Genomic DNA, 22,078 nt, shown 5'->3' with positions numbered 1-22,078 from the left:
GCGCAGAGACGTAGAGTTTTTCTTCTAAGGTCTTTGCGCTTTGGCATGAAATATACTTTCCGATTGTGGGTATAGAAGCCGCAGAAGTTTATATTTGCTTATAGTTATAGTTATTGGAGGCGATCGCTATGACTAAAACACCAATAAAAATTAGTACTCTTGATGAGTACATCAATTTTGATGATGGCACAGATAAGCAATATGAACTTGAGGATGGGGTGCTGCTAGAAATGCCTCCTGGTACTGGTAAGCATGAGGCGATTATTACCTTACTCTTAGTTCGCTTCTTTTTAGAAATTCAAAAAATGGGACTGCCTTTACAACCGCGTCCTAACGGAACAGAGGTGCTGACCAATAAACAACCCAGGCGACCTGATATTTGTGTGATTACCAATCAACAGGCACAAAGTATTGAGAGTACTTCAGCTATCCTCAAAACTGCTCCACCCCTATTAGTTGAGGTGGTAAGTCCTGAATCTGTTGACAGGGACTATAACCAAAAAACCTCTGAGTATGCAGCTATTGGTGTAGTCGAGTATTGGATTGTTGACCCCTTAAAAAATCAGGTGACAGTGTGTTTGCTGGACAGTGGTAGTTACAAGCAAACTGTTTTCACTGGAAAGCAGCAGATTATTTCTCAAATATTCGCAGAACTAACTCTGACAGCCCAGCAGGTGCTTTCAGCTTAAGGATGTTTGTGAAACAAAAAAAATACTACACTGATTGCGATCGCCTAAATTTTGCAATGTTCAACACGGCATAGGGATCTAACTTGTTAGATTGCTGTCGCCTCAAGCAACAGCAACCAATATCTCCTCATTTTTCTCGGCTGCTAAAAGATACAGATTTCTCCACCGCTCGAAGTCTTCAAAACACGATTCATCTCTTGCAAACAGTGTTTCAGGATCGATCTGTCGAAAAATGCTGGCTCCTTCACTGACTAGCTCATAAGATATAAGTCCCAATGACTCTTCTGTTGATAACAGAGTTGGAGCAAGGGTTTTATCTCCAAACATGAGCTTATCAACAATCTCATCGGCATTCGCAACGTTTCTTCTCGATAGCTCCTGCGACAAACGTTCCCCGATATCAACAGATGTTTTTTCTAGTAATGCTGTTCTATCTTCAATCCCTGGATAGGCTTGACGAGTAAGCCTTAACTCAAACCGCAATTCAGAGATTACCCGATCTGCTTCTAGCTCAGATCCAAAAGTTTCTTGGTGTGTTTCAATAAAATCTTCAAGGATTTCATTAACCTCTTCAGGGTCAATCTCAAAAAAGCGGAAAATACCGCAACCATAGGGGAAAAGAGAAACTACAAGGAGGCTGAGTGCCTTTTCACGTTGAAGGCGTGCATACAGCGTACTGGAAGGAGGAATTGCGCTGTAGAGTACGGAAACACCCATAAGCAAACTCATCTGATTTTAACGCTTCAGACTATATCACTCTCAAATTGCCACTGACAACCTCAGTTTTGTGAAATGCAATCAATTCTACTCGATCAAAAATCACTATTTCTACGGTATTCAGTCAGCAATGAATAAGACACACTTACGTGAGAAAGTGGGAACACTGAGCGGAAAAATGCCTTCTAGGGTATTACTGATGTTTATACTTAGCAAAAATACTTTTAGAGAGACCCTATATTAAGTTCTGTAAATGTTACACTAAAACCTATCCAATGACTGATGTCTTTACTAAAATCTAAACTATGTCAAGTTATGAACAAGATCGTAATATTACACTACCGATCCCCAGAAAATTGCGATTAACTTGACGTAGTAATAAATTAAGTTCTGACTTAAGTGGCTAATTAGGTATTATATTATATCGCAGTCAGGACGCGATTTTTCCGGGAAAGTTCGCTGCCACGTTGTATATATTCATCAAAAAGGTGAATAACCTCAATAATACAGAGGATAAATCATGAAGGTATTCGACAATACCACAAAAAAGATTTTTCTGGCTAGCTGGGTATCAATCAATCAAGCAGAGACTAGTCAACACAAAGTAACCCAGCTAAACCGTTCCATTTCTAAGCCTTACTGGGATATTCTCCGACCTTTACGGCAGCGTCTAGAAAACATTAAAATCAGCGATCGCCAACTAGCTCACCGTTTATGTAAAGCGATCCCATCTCAGTGTCCCTTTGAGCGAGATGTCAAAGTATTTGGGAAAACCCTGTTTCACATTCCGCCAATGTGCAAACTCAACCCCTTATACGAAGAAGTGGTTGGTTTACGTTTCCGAGCGCTGTGCTATCTAGCCGATGAATGCGGCGAAGATGTATCACAGTACTGTTGAAGGAAAAGTCAGGAGTTAGGAGTAATGGGTCAGGGATCAATAATATAACTCCTAATTCCTGACTCCCTGCTATTTTTTACTATTTTTTTATTATTTCTTTTGCCATTTTTGAATGGCATCTTGAGCGTCTTCGTAAGCGCCTGTTTCTTCTGGTACTAAAGTAGCAGTCGCAATTGCTGCATTGCGATCTCCTTCGGTGGCGCGACGCTTTGCCATATCTAAAATTTTCTCACTCCATTTATTGATCGATTTTTGGGCACTATCAAAGCCTGGTTGACCTGCGGGTACTTTCTTGGCAACTTCGATCGCCCGATTGTAGGTAGATGCCTGTCCAGACTTAATTAAGCCATTAGCTGCATCTAAAAGAGTTTTGTTACTCACATACTGCTTGCCCTCTAACCGCCACAGGTTAATTGCTGCTTGTGCTTTGGCGTAGGGGGCTTCATCTTTGGCGATTAATCGAGCGGCGGCAATAGCAGCAGCATACTGTCTCTGTTTAGCACGACCCTCTGCTAAATCTAAAATCATTCGACTCCAAATCTTAATATTCTCCTGAGCTTGTTCGTATAGTGGTTCACCGGGTTTAATTTTCCGGGCTGTAGCGATCGCCATGCTCAAATCGCTAGCCTGAGTTTGTCTGAGCGACATTTTTGCCAAGTCTAATACTGCTTGATTCCGCTTTTTAGACTCGGAATTAGAGGTTATTTGGGCGCTAGATTGGTTGTTAAGTCTAACTACTGGAGTGGGATCGCTTGGTAAATTTTCGATAACCTGGCGATCGTTAGCATTCGGCGATATGCCTGATATTTGCTTAATTCTAAAAGTTTCTTGATTGCGAAGAAAAACTACAGCAATTAAACCTGCGACCAGCAAGCTGCCTCCGCCCCACAAGATAAACTGTTTCCAAAAAGGGATACTTGGCTGATTCGGTGGTAATCGAGAGACGTAACCTTTGGCAGAATTGGGGATAAATCTTCCCCTCGGATTCCCTCCTAAAGAAGTTTCCGCCATTGGCTGAGAAACTAGGCTAGTAGCTGACTCTTGGACTTTAGGCTTCTCAACCTTGTGAGCCTTCACCTGTTGGGAGGAGTTCACACTAGCTTCTCCCCATCTCCCCCGTTCTGCTGAAGTTCTAGGGTAATCATCGAGAGGAGGGGCTGCAAGGGCGACAGCAAAAGATTCTTCTGGATAAATCACCGGATTTGCTTCAAATTCCTTTTCAATTGCCAATTCTGGCAATATTACCTGCGCCCTTGATGGGATGATTGTGGCAGGGTTTTGGACAGGCCGCCAGTGGTGGTGACATAATTTTGGCACGATCAGGCTTAGATAGCTTTCTAAATCTGACAAGTTGGTGCCATTACCAGAACGCAAAGCTTCTAACAAGGCTGCTGTAAAGAATCCGTGACCTAATTCGCTACTTTCGTGGGAAAATTGCTCTGGTTGACAAGAAAGAATTGTCGCAAGTTGTAATTCTTGGGCTAGTTCTATTGTTTCTTCACCAACAGGAGCATCCGCTTGAGTGCCAAAAGCGCGGTTGATATCTAGTAGTAGCAATACATTCAAGTCAGCAAGTTGGAGACTTTGCATTAGCGATCGCAATTCTATGCCAGTCTCTTGTACCAGTTCGGGATTGCCCTCTGCTGGCATTAAGTAATCTTTGCCCTTGTAGTTGACTCCATAACCGCTAAAAAATAACCACAGATAGTCTTCTGGTTGCCAACTTGTCGCTGCCAAATCCTCAAGCAGCAGCAGAATATTCTCTTTAGTTGGATAAGTCGATCTATCTCCCATTGGCGGCGAAGTATCCGTCATTAGCAGGCAATGTTTGGGGAGAAAGCCTGCCTCTGTCACCAACAAATCCTCTAGTGCCTCAGCATCCGCTTGGGCACAACTTAAAGGTTGAAATAACTGATAGTGATTGATGCCAATCGCGATCGCCCAGTAATTTGCCATCCCGCTCTTTGTCAGTTATTGTAAGTGGTCTTAAAATTGCGGTTGGCTTTGCCAAAAAAACAAAGCTAACCTATGTCTTATGCTCTAGGTGATTCTGATGGAATCTTAAGTTAGAATGTAATTTTTATTACGTTAGTTAGTCGGAAAATACCTTTTACCTAATTTCAATAACAGATAGTTACTAAGGAGATAGAAGGTCATGAGCAAAATTTCTGCTCACCTACCATCATCGATCGCTCCCTTTTCATTTATTAGCCAAATTGCCAGACAAATCCGGATAATTCCTTTATTAATTTTGCTCGGATCTACCATTCCTGCGTGGTTTTTGACGGAAGCGATCGCACCCCAGGTTGTGCGAGCTTACACCGCTAGAGTCGATCTAGCTATTGACCGCCTACCGGAAGAAAACTATGAAACCGTTCTCAGGAGGGCGGAAGCGGCCGCGAGGGCAGCTGCTCAGAGGAGTTTCGACCAAGATATCTTGGTGACAGATGTTTCAATAATTATCTCCGTACAAAATTATGGAGCGATCGCACCAGTTCTGGCATTAGATGTTAGTCGTCCCCAATGGCGATCGCGTCCTGATGCTCAAAATTGGGCGACTTATTTTAAAACGGCGCGATCGCTACTTTTCTTTGACAATAGCTCTACAGCAGCTAGCAGTGTCAGTGTACCAACCAAAAAATGACGGGTTGAGCTAGACACGGAGACGTAAAGAGTGGAAGATTGAAAAAATTCCCTCTGTCCCCGTGTTTTACTTCAGTCTCAACCACTTACTGTTGTTCTTCACGTCAGTGGATGGACTAGAATAAGAAGGTTGTCAAGAATCACGATATCTGCTGACATGGCTGTTCCTAAGAAGAAAACTTCCAAATCAAAACGAGATAAACGTCGAGCTACCTGGAGACACAAAGCTGTCGTCGAAGCTCAGAAAGCCCTATCTTTGGGTAAGTCAATTTTGACTGGACGTTCTACATTTGTCTATCCAGCTGCTGAAGAAGAGGAAGAAGAATCATAATTTCCCAGTCAGGCAAAGCATAAACAGCACCAATCTTCTTACCACTGGATTAAACGCTTTTTATTAGCTTTCCTGATTGCATTTTGAATCATAGATACTCTACACAAGCTCATTAAATCGAGAAAAATTGGTAGTGAGTAATTGGGAATATCCATTACCCATTACCCATTACTGATGAGTAATGATTAAGTAACCATATAAAAAGTAAAATATCTGGTACTGTTAGCAACTCAGGAAAAAAGCTTGTAAACACTTTGAGAAAACTTATTTTTCTCCAACTATGCTAGGAAAATTTTTTCAGAAACCAGGGAAAGAAGAGGGGGAACGTGTCCCTCCTGGTCAACACTTAGCTAAAGGTTTCCCCGTATTAACTTACGGCGCAACTCCCCAAGTCAGCATTGAGGAATGGGAGTTTAAAGTTTGGGGTTTGGCAAAACCTGCTACCTTTAGTTGGTCAGATTTTATGGCGCTACCTCAACACGAATTTACAGCAGACTTCCACTGTGTAACGCGCTGGTCTAAGCTTGATGTCAAATGGACTGGCATTAAAGTTACAGATTTTATGGGTCTGATTGAGTTAGATCCGAAAGTAGCCCACATTATGGAACACTGCTATGGCGGCTACACTACCAATATTTCTGTAGAAGATTTCATCCGAGAAGAAAACTTCTTTGCCTTTAAAGTCTTTGGTGAAGACCTTCCATCTGAACACGGTGGCCCGATGCGGCTAGTTGTTCCCCACCTCTACGCTTGGAAAAGTGCTAAGTGGATTAATGGTTTAGAGTTTTTAGCTGGTGAAGAACTTGGTTTTTGGGAGCGCAATGGCTACCATCGCCGTGGTGAACCTTGGGCTGAAGAGCGTTACAGCAACGCTTTCGGGTTGTAAAAGTTAGGGATTTTTCACTTTCGGATTTTAGATTTTAGATTTTTCCTTCAATTCAAAATCTAAAATTGGCATAGTTAGGAGTTGGGGATTTTTATTTCTAACTCCTAGCTTTTTTTAACCCAAAAGTTTCTTTATGAGCGGCAATTTGCCTTCATAAGGAGCGTATCGCCATTTTAAATCGAGCCAGAAGGAGTTTTGCAATACACTTTTGTTATGGGAAAAAGTGTCAAAACTAGCTTTGCCGTGATAGTTGCCAATACCGCTATCTCCCACTCCACCAAATGGTAAAGACGAGACACCAACCTGCATCACTGTGTCATTGATACAGACTCCACCAGACGAAGTTTCCTGCAAAACTCGCTTTTGGAGATTTTTGTTTTGAGAAAATAAGTATAACGCTAAGGGTTTGGGTCTAGAGTTAATCAACGCGATCGCTTCGGCAATGTCAGTATATTCAATAATGGGTAAAATGGGGCCAAAAATCTCTTCCTGCATTACAGAATCTTTCAAAGAGACATTATCAATCACAGTGGGGGCAATATAACGCTCTGAAGGTTGATTTTCTCCACCAATGATAACTTCACCATCTTTGAGAAAGTTAACCAATCTATCAAAGTGTTTTTGACTGATAATCCTAGCATAATCAGGACTGCTTACAGGATTATCACCATAAAACTCTTTTAGGCATTTTCTCAGCCCATCTATTAAATCTTGTTTGATTTTTTGATTAACTAAAAGATAGTCAGGGGCGATACAAGTTTGTCCAGCATTAATAAATTTTCCCCAAGTGATTCGTCTGACAGTGTATTCAAGATTAATATCACTATCTACGATACAAGGACTTTTGCCACCCAATTCTAAAGTAACTGGTGTGAGATATTTTGCTGCTGCTGCCATGATGATTTTGCCGATGGCTGTGCCACCAGTAAAAAAGATATGGTCAAACTTTTCTGCAAGTAGTTTTTCACTAGCTTCTACGCCTCCTTCAACCACTGCAATATAAGCGGGATCAAAATGTTTGGCAATAATCTTAGCAATGACATCAGAGGTATGAGAAGCAATTTCTGAAGGTTTGATAATTGCACAATTACCGGCTGCGATCGCACCGACTAACGGTGAGATAATTAACTGAAATGGATAGTTCCAAGGGCCAATGATTAAAACAACCCCTAACGGTTCTGGATAAATCCTCGCTGAGTAGGAAAAAAAATCAAAGGAAACGGCTGCTTTTTTAGGCTTAGTCCAGGTATTGAGATGTTTTATAGCATAATCAATTTCTTTAACTACACCTATTTCTGTAAGGTAAGTCTCCAATTCTGGTTTATGTAAATCCGCTTTTAATGCCTCGACTATTGCTTGTTCATGCTCAATTATTGCTTGCTTGAGATTTTTAAGTTGTTCAATGCGAAAAGTGACATTTTTAGTTTTGCCAGTTTCAAAAAACTGTCGCTGATTCTGGATAATATCGCCAATGTTAGATAATTCAGTGGTAATCATTGTTTGTACCCTAAAAAACAAAAGTGTTGAATGTAGTGCTGCTATCTCAGCGCATTGAATTCGTCAATTTTTAGTGTTTGACTTGCTAATTGGAATATTTACTTTCAATTCTTGGTAGATATTAGTAAAGTCATAATTTATGAAATATCAGGAAAAAATACTCCGTAATTCATAAATTATAATTGCTAATTTTCTCAGGTTGTGGTGGGTAAAAGGACAATAAATGCACTACCTTTGCCCAACTCAGAATTCAGCAAAATAATGCCTTGATGTGCCTCGACAATTCGACGAGCAAGGTAGAGTCCTAAGCCACTACCAGAACTCTTGTGGCTACCTTGGCGAAATCGTTCAAATATGGTGGCTTGTTCTTCAGGACGAATACCTGGGCCAGTATCTGCGATCTCAACGCTAATATATTCAACGGAATTGGGTTTTCCAGATGTGAACTGATGTTGAGGAGTGAAACGAATAGTCACAGACCCAGAATCGGTAAATTTGATTGCATTGCCGATAAGGTTTGTAAATAGACGATGTAATTCTAAGCGATCGCCCATCACTGTGTTTGACTCTTCAGTAAAATCTAAATTTAGCGACAGTTTTTTATCTTGAGCTAGAGGTGCTAATTCTCCAGTCACCTCCTCTAGCAAACGTCCCAGGTTAACTGGTTGAAATGCCAAGCTTTTGCGACCTGCTTCAAAGCGATAAACTTCTAATAAGGTATTGACCATAGTTAGCAGGTTGAGATTACTACGGGCCATAATGGCGATTACTTCCTGCATTTGCGGTGATAATGTTCCCAACGCACCTTGTTGAAATAGCATTAACATGCGATCGGCGGCGACTAAGGGAGTGCGTAAATCGTGGGTGAGGCGGGAGACAAAATCTTCTCGCTGGCGGGCAATTTCATCACGTTCATCCATACTATGCTTCAAACGGAGGAGCGATCGCACTCGTGCCAGCAATTCGTCTACTGTTACAGGTTTGCGGATAAAATCATCAGCACCCAAGTCTAAACCGTGGGCGACGTTGGGCGTATCGTGGGCAGTGATTAGCAATATAGGGATGTATTGCGGCAATTTCATCTCCCCACGAATGTGCTTGGTAACTTCATACCCATCCATATCTGGCATCATCAGATCCAGTAGAACCAAGTCACAAGGAGAAGCTTTCAATTCTGCCAAGGCCGAAATCCCATTTTCTGCGGTGCTAATGGTGTAACCTTCTTCCTCCAAAATAGTTTTGATCAAAAACACGTTATCAGGAGAGTCATCAACAACCAGAATTTTGCCAGAACGAGAAGATTGTGAAGTCATTATAGATGCAAGGTACAGGGTAAAAGCAAATTTTTGATAAGACTAGCTGTATTTGTAACAATTTGTCTAGCTATATGTGTGTGAATCGTTCTCTTTTGTTGGCTCAGGCAGAGACTTTAGAGATGTTTTGAGCAAAATCCAATCAAGATAGAGTATGAGAATCTGCATTTTCAGAAAGTGGTTGAGACATTGAAAGCTTTCATCCCTCAGCAGCCATGCCCAGATTTTTTTCAGCAATAGCACTAGGATAACTTCAATAGATTTTTTGAGAATCAGAGTAATTAATATTTCTAACATTGCGATCGCCTCAGTTGTTTGACTGAGTTCAATGTCGCAATTTTGTTTTGTAGTTATTTATTTGACTTGTAGTGACTTAGATTGACTTGTCTTGACATCTCATGCCTTGCCGTAATTCGCTTGAAACACACGGCACGCTAAACTTAACTTGAAGCCGATTTTACAATAGGTATATGTCGTTACCAAAAGACTTCTTTACACAACTAGAGCAATACAGCGAATTGTCAAATAGAGAAAAGGCAGTTTTTGTGGAAATCTTTGGTAATAGCAAGAGCCGAGTTGAAGTTACACAAGCATTTCACATCTCTGAGAGCAATCTAAGTAGTTGCCTGACAGGTATTTACAAGAAGTTCAGTATCAGTGGCAGCGGGCCTGTGAAAGAAACCCGTTTGCGGGAGTATCTACAAAAGCGATATTCCCAGCAGAAACCTTCTGGTAGATCAACTGCTGATGTTGCAAAGGATGATATTGATGCTCTAGTTCAAGAAATCCGCGAAAAGGTTAAACCCAGCATTAAAGAAAAATGTGGAACCATGCGCGTGTTGGATATGCCTCAACCGATTGAGTTAACTGGAGAGCGAGGTATCTATACCAACGTCAACATTCTAGAGAAAATTACAGGACGCAGGCGACTAGATATCCCTGAACTGTTGCAAAACTGTAATCCAGAACACTTTGATCACTTTGGACTCAGCCGAGTAACAGAGAAGCGAATATCGGGGCTGGAAGTGGTGCAACGCTACAATAAGCTGATGGTTTTGGGAAAACCCGGAGCAGGTAAGACCACATTTTTGAAGTATTTGGCGATGCAGTGCATTGAGGGAGAGTATTTAACAAACCGAGTTCCCTTATTTATCACCCTTAAGAATTTCGCAGAAGCACCCAAACAGCCAGATGTGTTGAAATATGTTGCTCAACAATTGTCAGGTTTTGGAGTGAAGAATGCCAGCTTCAAAGCAGAAAAACTATTGAGACAAGGTAAGGCATTGATTTTGCTAGATGGTTTGGATGAAGTGCGCGAAGAGGATACGAAGCGTGTCTTACGGCAAATTCTATATCTGTCTGATAACTTTCATACCAATCAGTTCATAATGACGTGTCGAATTGCTGCCAAAGAATACACTTTTGAACGGTTTACAGAAGTGGAAATGGCGGATTTTGACCAAGAACAAATTGCCATTTTTGCCCAAAACTGGTTCCGATTAAGTGACCCGGTGAAAGGGAAACGTTTTATCCAAAAACTCAAGGATAACGAACCGATTCAAGAACTGGCAACCAACCCTTTATTGTTAACGCTACTGTGTTTGGTGTTTGGTGAAAGTGCAGATTTTCCAGCAAATCGTTCAGAACTTTATAAAGAAGGGTTAGATGTGTTGCTCAAAAAATGGGACGCCAAACGCAATATTGAGCGTGATCAAATTTATAAAAACTTGTCATTACAGCGTAAGGAAGACTTACTGAGCCATATTGCCCTGACTACTTTTGAGCAAAAGGACTATTTCTTTAAGCAAAGAATGGTTGAGACGTATATTGCTGATTTCATTCAAAATTTACGTGATGTCAATTCCGAACCTGAAGTTTTGAAACTTGACAGCAAAGCCGTTTTGGAGTCGATTGAAGCACAACATGGGCTACTGGTAGAACGAGCAAAAGGCATCTATTCATTTTCGCACCTGACGTTTCAGGAGTATTTTGCTGCCCGAGAAATTGTAGAAATACGAGATATCAATGCTATACAAAAGTTAGCAGAACATATTACTGAAACACGCTGGCGCGAGGTATTTTTACTAACTACAGGCATGATGCGTAAAGCTGATGATTTAGTACGCTTTATGAAGCAAAAAGTTGATAGTTTATTATGTGCAGATGAGAAGCTAAAAAAGTTTTTGAATTGGGCAAATGAAAAAGCTCTATGTATTCATGCTGGATATAAACCAGCAGCAATTAGAGCAGTTTATTTTGCTATCGATTTTTCTTTAGACTTTAACATAACCCATAATAATATTGTCTCAAATTTGGATTTAGGGCGAAGCATAGATACAGTCCTTGATAGTCATATAGCAAATGATTTCAGGCTCGGACTTGAGCAGAATCTGGCTATTGATCTTGACCTTGCTGTAACACTATCTGATTATGAATTCGACGACTTATCTATTAGTTTTGAACTAACGCATAATTTGGAATTCAGAAATATATTAGAACAGCTTAGGGAGCAAAGACATACAAATGATAAACATCATCAGCCAGAGCAGTCTTACCAAACGCATGATCAGGCTTGGCATGAGCAACTAAGAATTATGATGATTAAGTATCGTAATATTGGAAAACATTGGCAATTCAACGACTCACAAAATAAAATTTTACAGCAGTCTTACGATGCCAATGTATTACTGGTAAATTGCCTGAATAGTGATTGTTATATAAGCCGCGAAGTCAGGCAGGAAATTGAGGATACTTTGCTTTTATCTAAATAAGTGGGTGGGAAAATTTACAATTACGTAACTAAATGTAAAATTAGCACATACCTTACAAATACGTTATTTCACCGTTTTTACAAAACTAAACATATATGGATTTTATCGTGCCTACCTACTTATAAGGTAATTAAAAATTAAAAAGATGCAACATTTAACTATTTGATCGGAACTCCAAGACAGAAAATCGATGAGGGCAACTTTACTCTTATCTTTAAGAGCGATATCTGGCAATGAGCCGCTCTATGCCTACATTTATTCCCCAGAGGTGAGACTATCTAAAACTTGCTGAAATTCTGCTGTGAAAGGAATAGCGATCACTCCCATTACACAATTTGTACTGACTGAGTGTTAATTTCTGTTAAATTAGCCAATCTGACATCATTTGTAAACAATATTGCATTTAGAGATTTTGCAGTTGCTACAATTATTGCGTCAGGAACCCTAAGTCTATATTGTTTGCGAAATGCAATTGTTAAATTTTTAATATTATTATCAATATCAACAACTGTAATTTTATTTAAAAAATCAATAATTTTTGTTTCTTCTTCTAGACTGAGACTTGGATAAGAGAGTAATTCAATCTCAGTAATCACTGAAATAAAATATTGTCCTGATGGTAGTGGGTTTACCAAACGACCACCCAAAAAATACAAGACTATATTTGTATCTAATAAAATTAAAGGTTGTGTCAACACCACTCATCCCTAATTTGCTGCTGATATTCCAAAGGATCTTGAGTTAGTTGAATTACACCTGCATACTCGTTTAAGTTAAACTCTTGTTTTTTTTGTGATTGATGAGCTTCTAATATCTTCTCAATTTGCTGCCAGTCCTGATAATCAATCAACACCGCTACCGGACGCATGGCTTCATCAGTCACAATTTTTTTCTTAAAAGGTAGCATGATTTTCTATATCAGATGCAACGTTTAACTATTTGATCGTAACTCCAAAACAAAAAATTGATGAGGGCAATGTTACTCTCATCTTTAAGAGCGATATCTGGCAACAAGCCACTCGATGCCTACGCTCATTTCGCAGAGGTGAGGTTATCTAAAATTTGCTGAAATTCTGCTGTGGAAGGAATTGCGATCGCATTTTTGAGAAGCATTTTGAGTACAGATGGTTCTTCTATTCCATTGATAACTTCTACAATAGAGCTTGGCACTTCTCCAAATCGTGTTTCTAGAACTGTAATGATGCTTTCTCTAGCATTTTCGACAATTCCTTCTTCTTTTGCTAGCCTTTCAATACTAGTTACGTACCGCATTCTATCTGCCTCCTCGTAACTTCTAACTTCTGTTTTAAAACTAAGTGCCAACTCTTTTGGCAAAACCATTATCCAGTCGATAAACCGAAATAGTTCCCGAATATCTTTCCGGCTATATCCCCGTTCATACAGCCGTCTGACTAGGCTTAGTTTCCACTGTAGCCGATTTTGTGGGTTTCGTTGCGTTGCTTTGGTCTTGAGATGCGCCATCACAATATAATTACTAATTCGTAATTCGTAATTCGTAATTGAAGAATAGAGAGGAACTTGATTAATCAATGAACACACAAAAGCGTGTAGCATTATTATTTTGAAGCAAGTGAGTTTAGTTTTGGGATAATAATTACGAATTACGAATTATCAATTACGAATTATTTTGACTTCTTTCCAAGGACTATCGTAATCAGTAAGTTGCTCGGTCATGAACTAAAACAAAAAGTATCTCTGTGCCATTGGTAAAACTGTCGCAGGTTCACAAATCAGCAACTCACCATCTGCCCTAACTTGATATGTTTCTGGATCTACTTCAATGTGAGGTAGTGCATCATTCAGCTTCATATCCCGCTTACTCAATTGCCGTGTCCCAGAAACTGCAACTGCTGCCTTTTGTAAACCTAGCTGGCTGGGAATTTCTTTCTCTAAAGCTGCTTGGGAAATAAAAGTTAATGATGTGGCATGACGCGCCCCTGCAAAACTACCAAACATCGATCGCATATACACTGGTTGCGGTGTGGGAATACTGGCGTTAGCATCGCCCATTTGCGCCCATGCAATCATTCCGCCTTTAATGACTATCTCTGGTTTGACACCAAAAAACGCGGGACGCCACAAACATAAATCTGCTAATTTTCCCTCTTCCACTGAACCCACATATTGAGCAATCCCGTGAGCGATCGCAGGGTTAATTGTATACTTAGCAACATATCTTTTTGCCCGAAAGTTATCCGCTTTTTGCTCTGCTCCTTGTGGGTTAAGAGTTCCCCGTTGCACCTTCATTTTGTGAGATGTCTGCCAAGTGCGAATTATCACTTCGCCTACTCTTCCCATTGCCTGAGAATCGGAAGAAATCATGCTAAATGCGCCTAAGTCGTGCAAAATATCTTCGGCGGCAATGGTTTCTCGGCGGATACGAGATTCAGCAAAAGCGACATCTTCAGCGATCGCTGGGTCAAGATGATGGCATACCATCAACATATCCAGGTGTTCATCTAAGGTATTTAAAGTGTAAGGGCGTGTGGGATTGGTGGAAGATGGCAGAACGTTGGCTTGTCCGCAAACTTTGATAATATCTGGCGCGTGTCCGCCGCCTGCGCCTTCGGTGTGATAGGTGTGGATGACACGATTCTTGAAAGCTGCGATCGTATCTTCGACAAATCCGGCTTCGTTCAGGGTATCAGTATGAATCGCTACTTGCACACCATATTCATCAGCAACGCTAAGGCAAGTATCAATTGCTGCGGGTGTGGTTCCCCAGTCTTCATGTAGTTTTAACCCCATTGCACCAGCATTTACTTGTTCTACAAGTCCTTGGGGCTGGCTGGCATTACCTTTACCCAAAAATCCTAAGTTGACGGGAAAAGCATCAGCAGCTTGCAACATTCGGTAAATATTCCAAGGGCCGGGAGTGCAGGTAGTGGCATTTGTACCTGTAGCTGGGCCAGTACCACCGCCGATCATGGTGGTAATACCGGAAGCGATCGCAACTTCTATCTGTTGGGGACAAATAAAATGAATATGGGCATCAATACCGCCAGCAGTGAGAATCATTCCTTCTCCTGCTAAGGCTTCGGTTCCAGGGCCGATAATAATATCTACATTGTCTTGAATATAAGGATTTCCCGCTTTACCAATTTTGAAAATTTTGCCATCTTTAATGCCAATATCTGCTTTGACAATACCCCACCAATCGAGAATTAAGGCATTAGTAATGACTAAATCGACAGCACCATCGGCGTTAGAAATGGGGGATTGTCCCATCCCGTCTCGGATAACTTTACCGCCACCGAACTTTACTTCATCGCCGTAGGTAGTGAAATCTTCTTCAACTTCAATAAATAATTCTGTGTCTGCAAGTCGGATGCGATCGCCTACTGTGGGGCCATAGGTTTCGGCGTAAGCGCGGCGATCCATTCTATAACTCATAACTATTCCTCACAAACTACGAATTTGGAATTTTTCAAACCTCATCTGAAAACCATTTCCTTCAGGTGAGGCACACATCACACCGACACTTAATGTTTCCACTGGAGTCAAATAAGCAAGCCGCAGCATTGTGTACTCAGTTCCATTTAAAGAGTATTCGACTTCTATTCCTGTGCCGCGTCGAGTTACACGTACCCAAATTGCAGATGGATTTTGGGGTACTGGAATAACAGACCAATCTGAGAAATTGCGTGTCACTACTGCACTAATTTGTTGTACGCCGTTGACAAATTCAATACCACATTTTAACCAATTCAATTCATCTGAACGTACCATCAAACCTGCTTGATCGTATAAATCCTGATACTGTCCATTGACTTTAACTTCGGCAATAAAGTTACCTTGAATCTTTTGATAAAAAAAGTGACCATTATCTCTAATAAAACCGTAGTGAGTTTCCCGCCAAAAATCTGTTTTTCCGCCAGACTTAATAGCGATCGCTTCATCTTTTACTTCCCAAACAGGCGGTTCATTGTACCATTCCATTTTCATAGCTACAGAGAACCGTTAATTTTGGCGTTGAAGCCGTAGACTTGGCGAGTCCCGACTAACGTGACTAAAGTCACTTCTTTTTCGTCGCCTGGTTCAAAGCGGACTGCGGTTCCGGCGGGGATATCGAGGCGCATTCCTCGCGCTTGTTCTCTGTCAAAGTTTAAGGCGGTGTTAACTTCATAAAAGTGATAGTGGGAACCGACTTGTATCGGGCGATCGCCTGTATTTGAAACTTGCAATTTTATAGTTGGACGACCAATATTTAGTTCAATTTCACCTTCTGGTGTGATAATTTCTCCAGGAATCATAATAAATTAAAATTTACAAAATTAACGAATTGGATTATGTACTGTTACTAACTTTGTGCCATCAGGAAAAGTAGCTTCAACTTGCACATCATGCACCATTTCTGGTATCCCTTCCATGACATCATCCCGCGTTAATAATGTTGTACCATAGCTCATCAAGTCAGCTACAGTTTGCCCATCTCTCGCCCCTTCTAAAATAGCAGCAGAAATATACGCGATCGCTTCTGGATAATTCAGTTTTAAACCCCTTCCTTTCCGTCTTTCTGCTAATAAAGCAGCAGTAAAAATTAATAGCTTATCTTTTTCCTGCGGCGTAAGTTGCATTCTTACCTCTTCCTTCGCGTTCTTCGCGCCTTCGTGGTTCGTTTAAAGCTGCCACACTCTTGGTATACAATTACCACGATTTAAAAAAGAAACTCGCAGCAACTGCCAAACATTAATAAACCAGTTCCTCACCTCAGATGTAGAAGCACCGCGATATCGACACAATAATCCATGTTGTAACCGACTAACACCCGTTTCTCCTTCCCCATTCCATAAATTTCGCGTTTTTTCGACAATTTCTCCTGAAACTGCACCACCAACCCAAACTAGACTACCTACAATTGGTTTTCCACCCAAACCGTGGGGACTGTGAAAAATTTCTTCGCTACCCCGTAACAATTGCCGATCGATCCATAATGGAACGCCTTGCTGCCAAATTTCGGTGTGCGATCGCCATTCTCCTTGTAAGAATTTCTCTCCCCTAGCACTACGACCAAATCGGGTAATTTCCCAGCCTAAAAAGCTAGCCCCGGTTGCTAATTCTACCCGTAAATCTTGCCGATAAATCGCGTCGTTAAATAAAATTGTCTCTTGCGGCAACCACTCTAAGCAAGCACCAGCGTCAACTTGCATCTGGATGGTTTGTCTAGCTTGTAAGCCATTGCTGCGATATATCTTGCTTGCAGCCGCCGTGGTGATTAAGGTTTGGGCTTGGGGTTGGAGGTGGATGTTAGAAGATAAGCGATCGCCTCCTACCATACCCCCTGCTGTGTGTAAAATGACGCTGTGACAGACTTTTTCCCCTTCTGGGTAGAATGGGCGTTGTACCTTCAGGGGTGCTTGGTGGCGATCGTAAATTAATTGGGTTGCACCTTTGCGATCGGCATAGACTAAATTAAGTTTGCCATGCCAACCTTCTGCTATTTGTGAGTTACAAGTCATTTATAAATTTAAGATTAAAGTTCAGATACCTTATATTTATTTAATGCATTATTTGCTGCTTTACATGCAAGTTATCAGGATTTTTCGCCAATGTATACGCTAGTGCAATAGACCATTATATAAAAGTAAAAATGAACCTGTTAGTTGTTAGTTGGGCATATTTTCCGGGAAAGATAGAGATGTAGCAATGTAATGTGTCAATCTACCAGGAATTATGACAGCTAAAGTGATAAGCATTTGCAACCTCAAGGGTGGAGTTGGCAAAACTACCACCGTCATGGCATTAGCGGAATATTTAGCCGGCGATACGATGTACAAAAAGCGTGTACTTGCTATTGATCTTGATCCTCAAAGTAATTTGACTAGTGCTTTAATGTCAGAAGAGGTTTGGGAAAAAGAATTTGAAAGTAAAAAATTGACATTGCCTTATTTATTTAAAGATCCTGAATATTTTTTAGAAAATATTAAAAGTGAAAATTTTATAGTTAAACACAATATTTCAAATGTTAGGAACGGAAATTCTTTTGCCCACTTACATCTGATACCTAGCAGCCCAAGACTATTTGAAATCCAGGAACAATTGCCATCAGGTTATTATTCTTTTAACTTTAAACCTGTTGAACTTATTCGTATAATCATCAAACCCTTACTAAATAATTATGATTATATTTTAATAGACTGCGCTCCCAATATTAACACAGTAGTTAAAAGTGCATTTCTAGCTAGCCATGCTTGTATAATCCCTTGTGTACCAAACCGAATGTCAATTCATGGATTAGATTTATTACTTGAACACATTGAAAAGTTTAATAGAGATTATGTACATAACTTAAAAGCCGTTGGAACATTAATTTCTCGTTACAACCGAACAATAGCCCAAAGTGAAAATTTAAACTCTATTATTGTTAACCCTTTCTATCCACCAGTTTTTGAAACCAAAATTTTAGAAAGAGCAAAAATTGCACAAGGGTTAGAATTGAACAATTATTTAACATATAAACAAAAATATGATGATTCTCATGATTCTATGGTGAAATTAACTAAAGAATTTATTCAGAGAGTAGGTAGATAATGGAAGCATCACAAATTGCAAACTTATTAAGAGCGATCGCAGAAGTTGTGGAATCTGATCCAAAACTTGCTAAGGCTGTAGAAAAATGTCTAACTAACAGTTTAAATGCTCATAAAAGTAAATCTTCATCCGACGTAACACCAAAGCAGTCAGAGGCTAGTAAAACTCTCGAAAATGGTGATCTTATCCTAACTGAATGTCGGCAAATTTTACGCGAACAGGGTGAAGAACAACTGAGGTTTTACTTAACCGAGTTAGGAGAAAAAGTTAGAGAATTATTGAAACACGGTCAACTCGATCCAAAACGTTCTATGCGTCGCCGGAAAGATTTGAATAGTATTATTGAGCATATTATTCAAAAATTGCAAGCTCAAGATAAAAGTGGAAAACTACTTGCAGCTTCAATCTCTAGAACATAATGTAGCTATTTATTCGCTAACTGGAATAACCACGTACAAGAATGGGTCGACTCCAGTAAAGCAGGCCCAAAGCAGTATGCATTCTCTCATTGTCTGCGTTTCTACCCTGTGGGAAGGTGTGTAGCGCATCTGCGGTTAAAAATCTTTCACAAACTCTGTCAAGAACCTAAATGCTTTCAAAATATAACTAGCACAATCTCTAGGTGAAGTATTGTAAAACGATCGCCACGCACTAGCTTTATCCTCATCATAGCGATCGCTGCGTTGACTATGATTTTCTAGCCACGCCAATCGCACAGCATGGCCAATCAACACATCCAAGACGATATACTCTTCAATTTGCAGCTTAGGATTATTCGCTGCGATCGCACCTAATTCGATTAATGCTTCAATATTAACTTGGCGGTATTCTGGAGCTTCGATTTTATTCAGCAAATGCTCAACCAACAGAGCAAAATTTCTTTCACCTGCTGTCATTTCCGACAGCATTATTTCACTATCTAAACGATTGCGCCGCTCTAGTTTATCCCCAATTACTATACCCTTGCAATGTTGCATTAATAGCCAAACTTGCTTAAAAAATTCTTTTGGTACGCGTCCCGTCGCACCTTCAGCTTGGCGAAACCGTTGCCAACCACCCGGTGGGACTTCTATCCCTTCGGCGATTCCTGGTAATACTACCCAAGCGATATCACTTTCTTTTTGTTTGACGTGCAGTGATTCTTGCTGGCGCAACAGGTTACTCATGCCAGTATATCCAGTTAATACCTGACGCAAGCGCATTTTCACATCAAAGGGTGAAAGTTGCATTAAGCGATCGTAAGCTTCATCTTGGGTAACGTGTAATTCCCGCGCTAGTTCGCTGGTTATCAATAAAATGAGATAGCCGACTCTCAGGGTTAGTAGTCCCTGAAATAGTTCGGGTTCTGAGCGAATTAAGATACCAAGATAGATTAAAATCTCTTGTGTTAGGACGCGATCGCGGATATCTTCACGACAAAAATGATTAATTTTATCGGCAATTTCATCGTGGGACATGGGTACGGTAATCAAAGACGCTTCACTATAAGCTTTACCCACAGCTATTTGCTTACCCCGTACCAAAATACTCGTGGCTGCATCTGATAGGCTGATATCAACCATTTGCCGTAACCCCGCAGCCCGACGCACTACCGCCCAAATGCCTAAATCTCCAGCTTTGGTGTAAACTTCATCGAGTAAATCACCTACTGTTACCCGATATCCTGGGCCACCATATCCGGTATCAAATTTCATTCCCTGCAAGCGAGTTAAGGTTTGCAATAACTCAATTTGCTCGTAAATATTCTCTGATGCACGCAAAGAAGAAAGTAATAATCCGAAGTTGGTTTCATACTCCATCTGAAATTCTTGAGTATGTCCTAAGCGCCAGTTTTTTTCAGGATGATAAGCCAAATAATAGCAACGTGGGCTAGCATTTTTCAGTGGCGATCGCGAAAATTCTGCATTTGGCAGAAAATCGATTCTTTGAATTCCAGCCGTCAGCATTAGCTGATTTAGCCGCCCTAATTTCACTCGCACACCGTTACAAACCCCATCTTTCAGTTCTTGCATCAGTTCTAGTAATGCTTCAGAACCACTTTCTAACATGGTGTGCGTCAACATTAAAGTCAAGGTAGGACGACCTAAATCGTTCCAATATTTTTGAATGTAAGCTAGTTCGCTTCTAATTTGATCTAGTAAAAAATGGTAATCAAGGGTTAAGTAAAACTGTTGAGAATCGGAAAATGAAGGTAAAAACACAATTGTTTCACCGCTAATCCGAAATATTCTCGATGTTGTCAAACTCCGCAACCGTCGCACTGGCCGCCCGGTTAAACCAAGTTTGTCATTACGTCCAATTTGGGTATAAATAGCTGAGAATTCTCCAGCTTTTCTCACTTGAATCGGTTCTACTTGAGTGGGCGTTTGTGCTTCAATTCCGTGAACTTCTAGTTTTTTCTGTAAATCTTCATCTTCTGCTAATAAGGCAATTTGTACCAACGATTCACGCTGTTTCCCTACACATAAATGTCTTCCCAAAGGGTCGATATCACCAAGTGCTAGTAACCCTTCACTCAACATTTCTCCGAGAAAGTATAAACTTTGCGCCCATACTAAGGGAATATTTTCATTGGGTAAACGTGGTTGCGTTTGGGGTGCTAACTTTTCTGCCTCTATGTTTTCGGCTGGAACATAATAAAGCTCTGGCAATAAACGCAAACCATTTTGTTCTATAAGTAATGATTCTAAAAGATTTTGGTATTTTTTAACTTGTTCTTGTTCGCCGCGAAATAATCCATCTAGAACTAAATAAGTGAAAAATAACGGCCATTCGCATTCAATATGCTCAAATTGTTTGAGTTCCCACGGTTCGTAGTGCAAGCGCTGACTATCTTCTAAAACGGTTTGGTGTCCATCACGCAGAAAGCGTTTGCAGCCGTATTTACCTGCAAGTTTATTGATAATATCGTTTAAAGTGCGATCGCGTAACTCCAAATCTTCCACTGCAAAGGCAGGATAACTAATAATACTTAACAGCGCCCCATCAATTTCTTTGGAACCAGATTCCCTCGGTAATAAGGATTCTAGGGTAATCCGGGCGCGGGCAATTTCATCTGGTAAAACATGAATTACTGATGCTTGACTACCATGCACACCAAACAAATCCAGTCCGTTGATAGCTTCTAAAGCAGCTTTCGCCATGCCTACAGAACTGGCATTTAACTCTGCACTACCACGATTAATTTTATTCCCACGTTCCCAAATGCCGTAATCTGGTGTGCGGTAAGCTCGTCCAATGTAGTAAACTAAATTTTGGACGAAGTTCACTTCATCAATCGTATAAATGATTTGCAATCCCGCAGCCGTCATTTGCCCCAACATCAGCAAAAATATGGATGTGGCATCAAGTTGCAAATGTCCCCATTCGTCATCACCAACAACAACGTCGCCAGTCGCGGTATTATATTTGGCGTGCAGTCCATCTAGTAGCGACTGAGTATGTTTAAATGTCTCTACTTTATGAGCTTGTCGCATCATCGCAAATAGCAACCCGCGCATCAATTTAATGACACTATGTTCTAGTTCATAGGTGCGTCCTTTGTCGTCATCAATCTTGCGGTATGCAAGTCCTAAACCCCAAACTGCCAAAATGCTGTAAACGTTGTCTCGCACCCAGGCATCAGTATAATCGCCGTGGGCTGTAATCGCAGTACTCGCAGGTAGTAAACCAGTAATCGGATTCTGCCGAGTCAGGATAATTGTTTTAATTTGCTGGTAGTAATAGTCCAGACGGGCTAGCAATTCGGTAGATGTTTTCATGATTTGGTTCAGAACTAGTT

22 protein-coding genes are annotated in these 22,078 nt (G+C 40.6%); 8 read left to right on the top strand and 14 right to left on the bottom strand.

Annotated features, from left to right (window positions below):
• The first annotated feature begins 128 nt into the window (after window positions 1-128).
• Complete coding sequence (locus CDG77_RS07695) at window positions 129-689, top strand: Uma2 family endonuclease (protein ID WP_094328809.1); 561 nt, start codon at window positions 129-131, stop codon at window positions 687-689.
• Between the two features lie 102 nt (window positions 690-791).
• On the opposite strand, the gene CDG77_RS07690 is transcribed toward CDG77_RS07695, so the two are convergent.
• Window positions 792-1,418 (bottom strand): hypothetical protein, encoded by a 627-nt coding sequence (locus CDG77_RS07690; RefSeq protein WP_190233924.1) that lies wholly within the window; start codon window positions 1,416-1,418, stop codon window positions 792-794.
• Between the two features lie 508 nt (window positions 1,419-1,926).
• Here CDG77_RS07690 and CDG77_RS07685 point away from each other — a divergent pair.
• Window positions 1,927-2,304: a Mo-dependent nitrogenase C-terminal domain-containing protein gene (locus tag CDG77_RS07685; RefSeq protein WP_094328807.1), complete on the top strand. Its 378-nt coding sequence runs from the start codon at window positions 1,927-1,929 to the stop codon at window positions 2,302-2,304.
• Window positions 2,305-2,394: 90 nt separating this feature from the next.
• Here CDG77_RS07685 and CDG77_RS07680 read toward each other — a convergent pair whose 3' ends face one another.
• Entirely contained in the window at window positions 2,395-4,260 is a 1,866-nt protein-coding gene (locus CDG77_RS07680) for a caspase family protein (protein ID WP_094328806.1), read from the bottom strand.
• Between the two features lie 199 nt (window positions 4,261-4,459).
• On the opposite strand from CDG77_RS07680, the gene CDG77_RS07675 reads away from it, so the two are divergent.
• The 3 genes from CDG77_RS07675 (at window position 4,460) to CDG77_RS07665 (ending at window position 6,164) form a co-directional block, all read left to right on the top strand.
• Window positions 4,460-4,948: a hypothetical protein gene (locus tag CDG77_RS07675; RefSeq protein ID WP_094328805.1), complete on the top strand. Its 489-nt coding sequence runs from the start codon at window positions 4,460-4,462 to the stop codon at window positions 4,946-4,948.
• 156 nt (window positions 4,949-5,104) lie between these two features.
• Window positions 5,105-5,278 (top strand): 50S ribosomal protein L32, encoded by a 174-nt coding sequence (rpmF, locus tag CDG77_RS07670; protein ID WP_094328804.1) that lies wholly within the window; start codon window positions 5,105-5,107, stop codon window positions 5,276-5,278.
• A 280-nt stretch (window positions 5,279-5,558) separates the two neighbouring features.
• The gene (locus CDG77_RS07665) at window positions 5,559-6,164 is read left to right on the top strand and encodes a sulfite oxidase-like oxidoreductase (protein WP_094328803.1); all 606 of its coding nucleotides are present in this window, start codon (window positions 5,559-5,561) and stop codon (window positions 6,162-6,164) included.
• Window positions 6,165-6,278: 114 nt separating this feature from the next.
• Here CDG77_RS07665 and CDG77_RS07660 read toward each other — a convergent pair whose 3' ends face one another.
• From CDG77_RS07660 to CDG77_RS07650, 3 genes are all read right to left on the bottom strand, one after another.
• Entirely contained in the window at window positions 6,279-7,661 is a 1,383-nt protein-coding gene (locus tag CDG77_RS07660) for an aldehyde dehydrogenase (RefSeq protein ID WP_094328802.1), read from the bottom strand.
• Between the two features lie 194 nt (window positions 7,662-7,855).
• Window positions 7,856-8,974 (bottom strand): ATP-binding response regulator, encoded by a 1,119-nt coding sequence (locus tag CDG77_RS07655; RefSeq protein WP_094328801.1) that lies wholly within the window; start codon window positions 8,972-8,974, stop codon window positions 7,856-7,858.
• 66 nt (window positions 8,975-9,040) lie between these two features.
• Window positions 9,041-9,271, bottom strand: coding sequence for a hypothetical protein (locus CDG77_RS07650; protein ID WP_094328800.1), 231 nt, complete (start codon window positions 9,269-9,271; stop codon window positions 9,041-9,043).
• Window positions 9,272-9,444: 173 nt separating this feature from the next.
• Between CDG77_RS07650 and CDG77_RS07645 the strand changes: the two genes are divergently transcribed.
• Window positions 9,445-11,745 (top strand): NACHT domain-containing protein, encoded by a 2,301-nt coding sequence (locus CDG77_RS07645; RefSeq protein WP_094328799.1) that lies wholly within the window; start codon window positions 9,445-9,447, stop codon window positions 11,743-11,745.
• Between the two features lie 326 nt (window positions 11,746-12,071).
• Here CDG77_RS07645 and CDG77_RS07640 read toward each other — a convergent pair whose 3' ends face one another.
• The 8 genes from CDG77_RS07640 to CDG77_RS07605 all read right to left on the bottom strand — a co-directional run bounded on the left by CDG77_RS07640 (window position 12,072) and on the right by CDG77_RS07605 (window position 17,225).
• Window positions 12,072-12,443 (bottom strand): type II toxin-antitoxin system VapC family toxin, encoded by a 372-nt coding sequence (locus CDG77_RS07640; RefSeq protein WP_223269735.1) that lies wholly within the window; start codon window positions 12,441-12,443, stop codon window positions 12,072-12,074.
• Window positions 12,437-12,652: a hypothetical protein gene (locus tag CDG77_RS07635; protein WP_094328797.1), complete on the bottom strand. Its 216-nt coding sequence runs from the start codon at window positions 12,650-12,652 to the stop codon at window positions 12,437-12,439. The genes CDG77_RS07640 and CDG77_RS07635 overlap by 7 nt, the downstream gene beginning before the upstream one ends.
• 125 nt (window positions 12,653-12,777) lie before the next feature.
• Window positions 12,778-13,320, bottom strand: coding sequence for a hypothetical protein (locus tag CDG77_RS07630; RefSeq protein WP_223269733.1), 543 nt, complete (start codon window positions 13,318-13,320; stop codon window positions 12,778-12,780).
• Window positions 13,321-13,443: 123 nt separating this feature from the next.
• On the bottom strand, window positions 13,444-15,159 hold the full coding sequence (gene ureC / locus CDG77_RS07625) for an urease subunit alpha (RefSeq protein WP_190233923.1): 1,716 nt from the start codon (window positions 15,157-15,159) through the stop codon (window positions 13,444-13,446).
• A 9-nt stretch (window positions 15,160-15,168) separates the two neighbouring features.
• Complete coding sequence (locus tag CDG77_RS07620; protein ID WP_094328795.1) at window positions 15,169-15,711, bottom strand: DUF1349 domain-containing protein; 543 nt, start codon at window positions 15,709-15,711, stop codon at window positions 15,169-15,171.
• Window positions 15,712-15,713: 2 nt separating this feature from the next.
• The gene (locus CDG77_RS07615; protein ID WP_181154372.1) at window positions 15,714-16,019 is read right to left on the bottom strand and encodes an urease subunit beta; all 306 of its coding nucleotides are present in this window, start codon (window positions 16,017-16,019) and stop codon (window positions 15,714-15,716) included.
• A 21-nt stretch (window positions 16,020-16,040) separates the two neighbouring features.
• On the bottom strand, window positions 16,041-16,343 hold the full coding sequence (gene ureA, locus CDG77_RS07610) for an urease subunit gamma (RefSeq protein WP_094328793.1): 303 nt from the start codon (window positions 16,341-16,343) through the stop codon (window positions 16,041-16,043).
• 42 nt (window positions 16,344-16,385) lie between these two features.
• Window positions 16,386-17,225, bottom strand: coding sequence for an urease accessory protein UreD (locus CDG77_RS07605; RefSeq protein WP_094328792.1), 840 nt, complete (start codon window positions 17,223-17,225; stop codon window positions 16,386-16,388).
• Between the two features lie 214 nt (window positions 17,226-17,439).
• Here CDG77_RS07605 and CDG77_RS07600 point away from each other — a divergent pair, with 214 nt between their 5' ends.
• Window positions 17,440-18,297, top strand: coding sequence for a ParA family protein (locus CDG77_RS07600; RefSeq protein ID WP_094328791.1), 858 nt, complete (start codon window positions 17,440-17,442; stop codon window positions 18,295-18,297).
• Window positions 18,297-18,716, top strand: a complete 420-nt coding sequence (locus tag CDG77_RS07595; protein ID WP_094328790.1) for a hypothetical protein — start codon at window positions 18,297-18,299, stop codon at window positions 18,714-18,716. Before CDG77_RS07600 ends, CDG77_RS07595 begins: the two co-directional genes overlap by 1 nt.
• 135 nt (window positions 18,717-18,851) lie before the next feature.
• On the opposite strand, the gene CDG77_RS07590 is transcribed toward CDG77_RS07595, so the two are convergent.
• The gene (locus CDG77_RS07590; protein WP_094328833.1) at window positions 18,852-22,058 is read right to left on the bottom strand and encodes a glycoside hydrolase family 15 protein; all 3,207 of its coding nucleotides are present in this window, start codon (window positions 22,056-22,058) and stop codon (window positions 18,852-18,854) included.
• Window positions 22,059-22,078 lie beyond the last annotated feature (20 nt).

This window comes from Nostoc sp. 'Peltigera membranacea cyanobiont' 213, assembly GCF_002245975.1.
Taxonomy (GTDB): domain Bacteria; phylum Cyanobacteriota; class Cyanobacteriia; order Cyanobacteriales; family Nostocaceae; genus Nostoc.
The sequence above is the reverse complement of the archived record's forward strand: the minus strand, read 5'-3'. Positions and strand labels throughout refer to the sequence as shown.

Bases quoted from the DNA above. Each gene is read 5' to 3' on its own strand.
- CDG77_RS07695 (WP_094328809.1), top strand. From the start codon at position 129: ATGACTAAAACACCAATAAAAATTAGTACTCTTGATGAGTACATCAAT.
- CDG77_RS07690 (WP_190233924.1), bottom strand. From the start codon at position 1,418: ATGAGTTTGCTTATGGGTGTTTCCGTACTCTACAGCGCAATTCCTCCT.
- CDG77_RS07685 (WP_094328807.1), top strand. From the start codon at position 1,927: ATGAAGGTATTCGACAATACCACAAAAAAGATTTTTCTGGCTAGCTGG.
- CDG77_RS07680 (WP_094328806.1), bottom strand. From the start codon at position 4,260: ATGGCAAATTACTGGGCGATCGCGATTGGCATCAATCACTATCAGTTA.
- CDG77_RS07675 (WP_094328805.1), top strand. From the start codon at position 4,460: ATGAGCAAAATTTCTGCTCACCTACCATCATCGATCGCTCCCTTTTCA.
- rpmF (WP_094328804.1), top strand. From the start codon at position 5,105: ATGGCTGTTCCTAAGAAGAAAACTTCCAAATCAAAACGAGATAAACGT.
- CDG77_RS07665 (WP_094328803.1), top strand. From the start codon at position 5,559: ATGCTAGGAAAATTTTTTCAGAAACCAGGGAAAGAAGAGGGGGAACGT.
- CDG77_RS07660 (WP_094328802.1), bottom strand. From the start codon at position 7,661: ATGATTACCACTGAATTATCTAACATTGGCGATATTATCCAGAATCAG.
- CDG77_RS07655 (WP_094328801.1), bottom strand. From the start codon at position 8,974: ATGACTTCACAATCTTCTCGTTCTGGCAAAATTCTGGTTGTTGATGAC.
- CDG77_RS07650 (WP_094328800.1), bottom strand. From the start codon at position 9,271: ATGTTAGAAATATTAATTACTCTGATTCTCAAAAAATCTATTGAAGTT.
- CDG77_RS07645 (WP_094328799.1), top strand. From the start codon at position 9,445: ATGTCGTTACCAAAAGACTTCTTTACACAACTAGAGCAATACAGCGAA.
- CDG77_RS07635 (WP_094328797.1), bottom strand. From the start codon at position 12,652: ATGCTACCTTTTAAGAAAAAAATTGTGACTGATGAAGCCATGCGTCCG.
- CDG77_RS07630 (WP_223269733.1), bottom strand. From the start codon at position 13,320: ATGCTACACGCTTTTGTGTGTTCATTGATTAATCAAGTTCCTCTCTAT.
- ureC (WP_190233923.1), bottom strand. From the start codon at position 15,159: ATGAGTTATAGAATGGATCGCCGCGCTTACGCCGAAACCTATGGCCCC.
- CDG77_RS07620 (WP_094328795.1), bottom strand. From the start codon at position 15,711: ATGAAAATGGAATGGTACAATGAACCGCCTGTTTGGGAAGTAAAAGAT.
- CDG77_RS07615 (WP_181154372.1), bottom strand. From the start codon at position 16,019: ATGATTCCTGGAGAAATTATCACACCAGAAGGTGAAATTGAACTAAAT.
- ureA (WP_094328793.1), bottom strand. From the start codon at position 16,343: ATGCAACTTACGCCGCAGGAAAAAGATAAGCTATTAATTTTTACTGCT.
- CDG77_RS07605 (WP_094328792.1), bottom strand. From the start codon at position 17,225: ATGACTTGTAACTCACAAATAGCAGAAGGTTGGCATGGCAAACTTAAT.
- CDG77_RS07600 (WP_094328791.1), top strand. From the start codon at position 17,440: ATGACAGCTAAAGTGATAAGCATTTGCAACCTCAAGGGTGGAGTTGGC.
- CDG77_RS07595 (WP_094328790.1), top strand. From the start codon at position 18,297: ATGGAAGCATCACAAATTGCAAACTTATTAAGAGCGATCGCAGAAGTT.
- CDG77_RS07590 (WP_094328833.1), bottom strand. From the start codon at position 22,058: ATGAAAACATCTACCGAATTGCTAGCCCGTCTGGACTATTACTACCAG.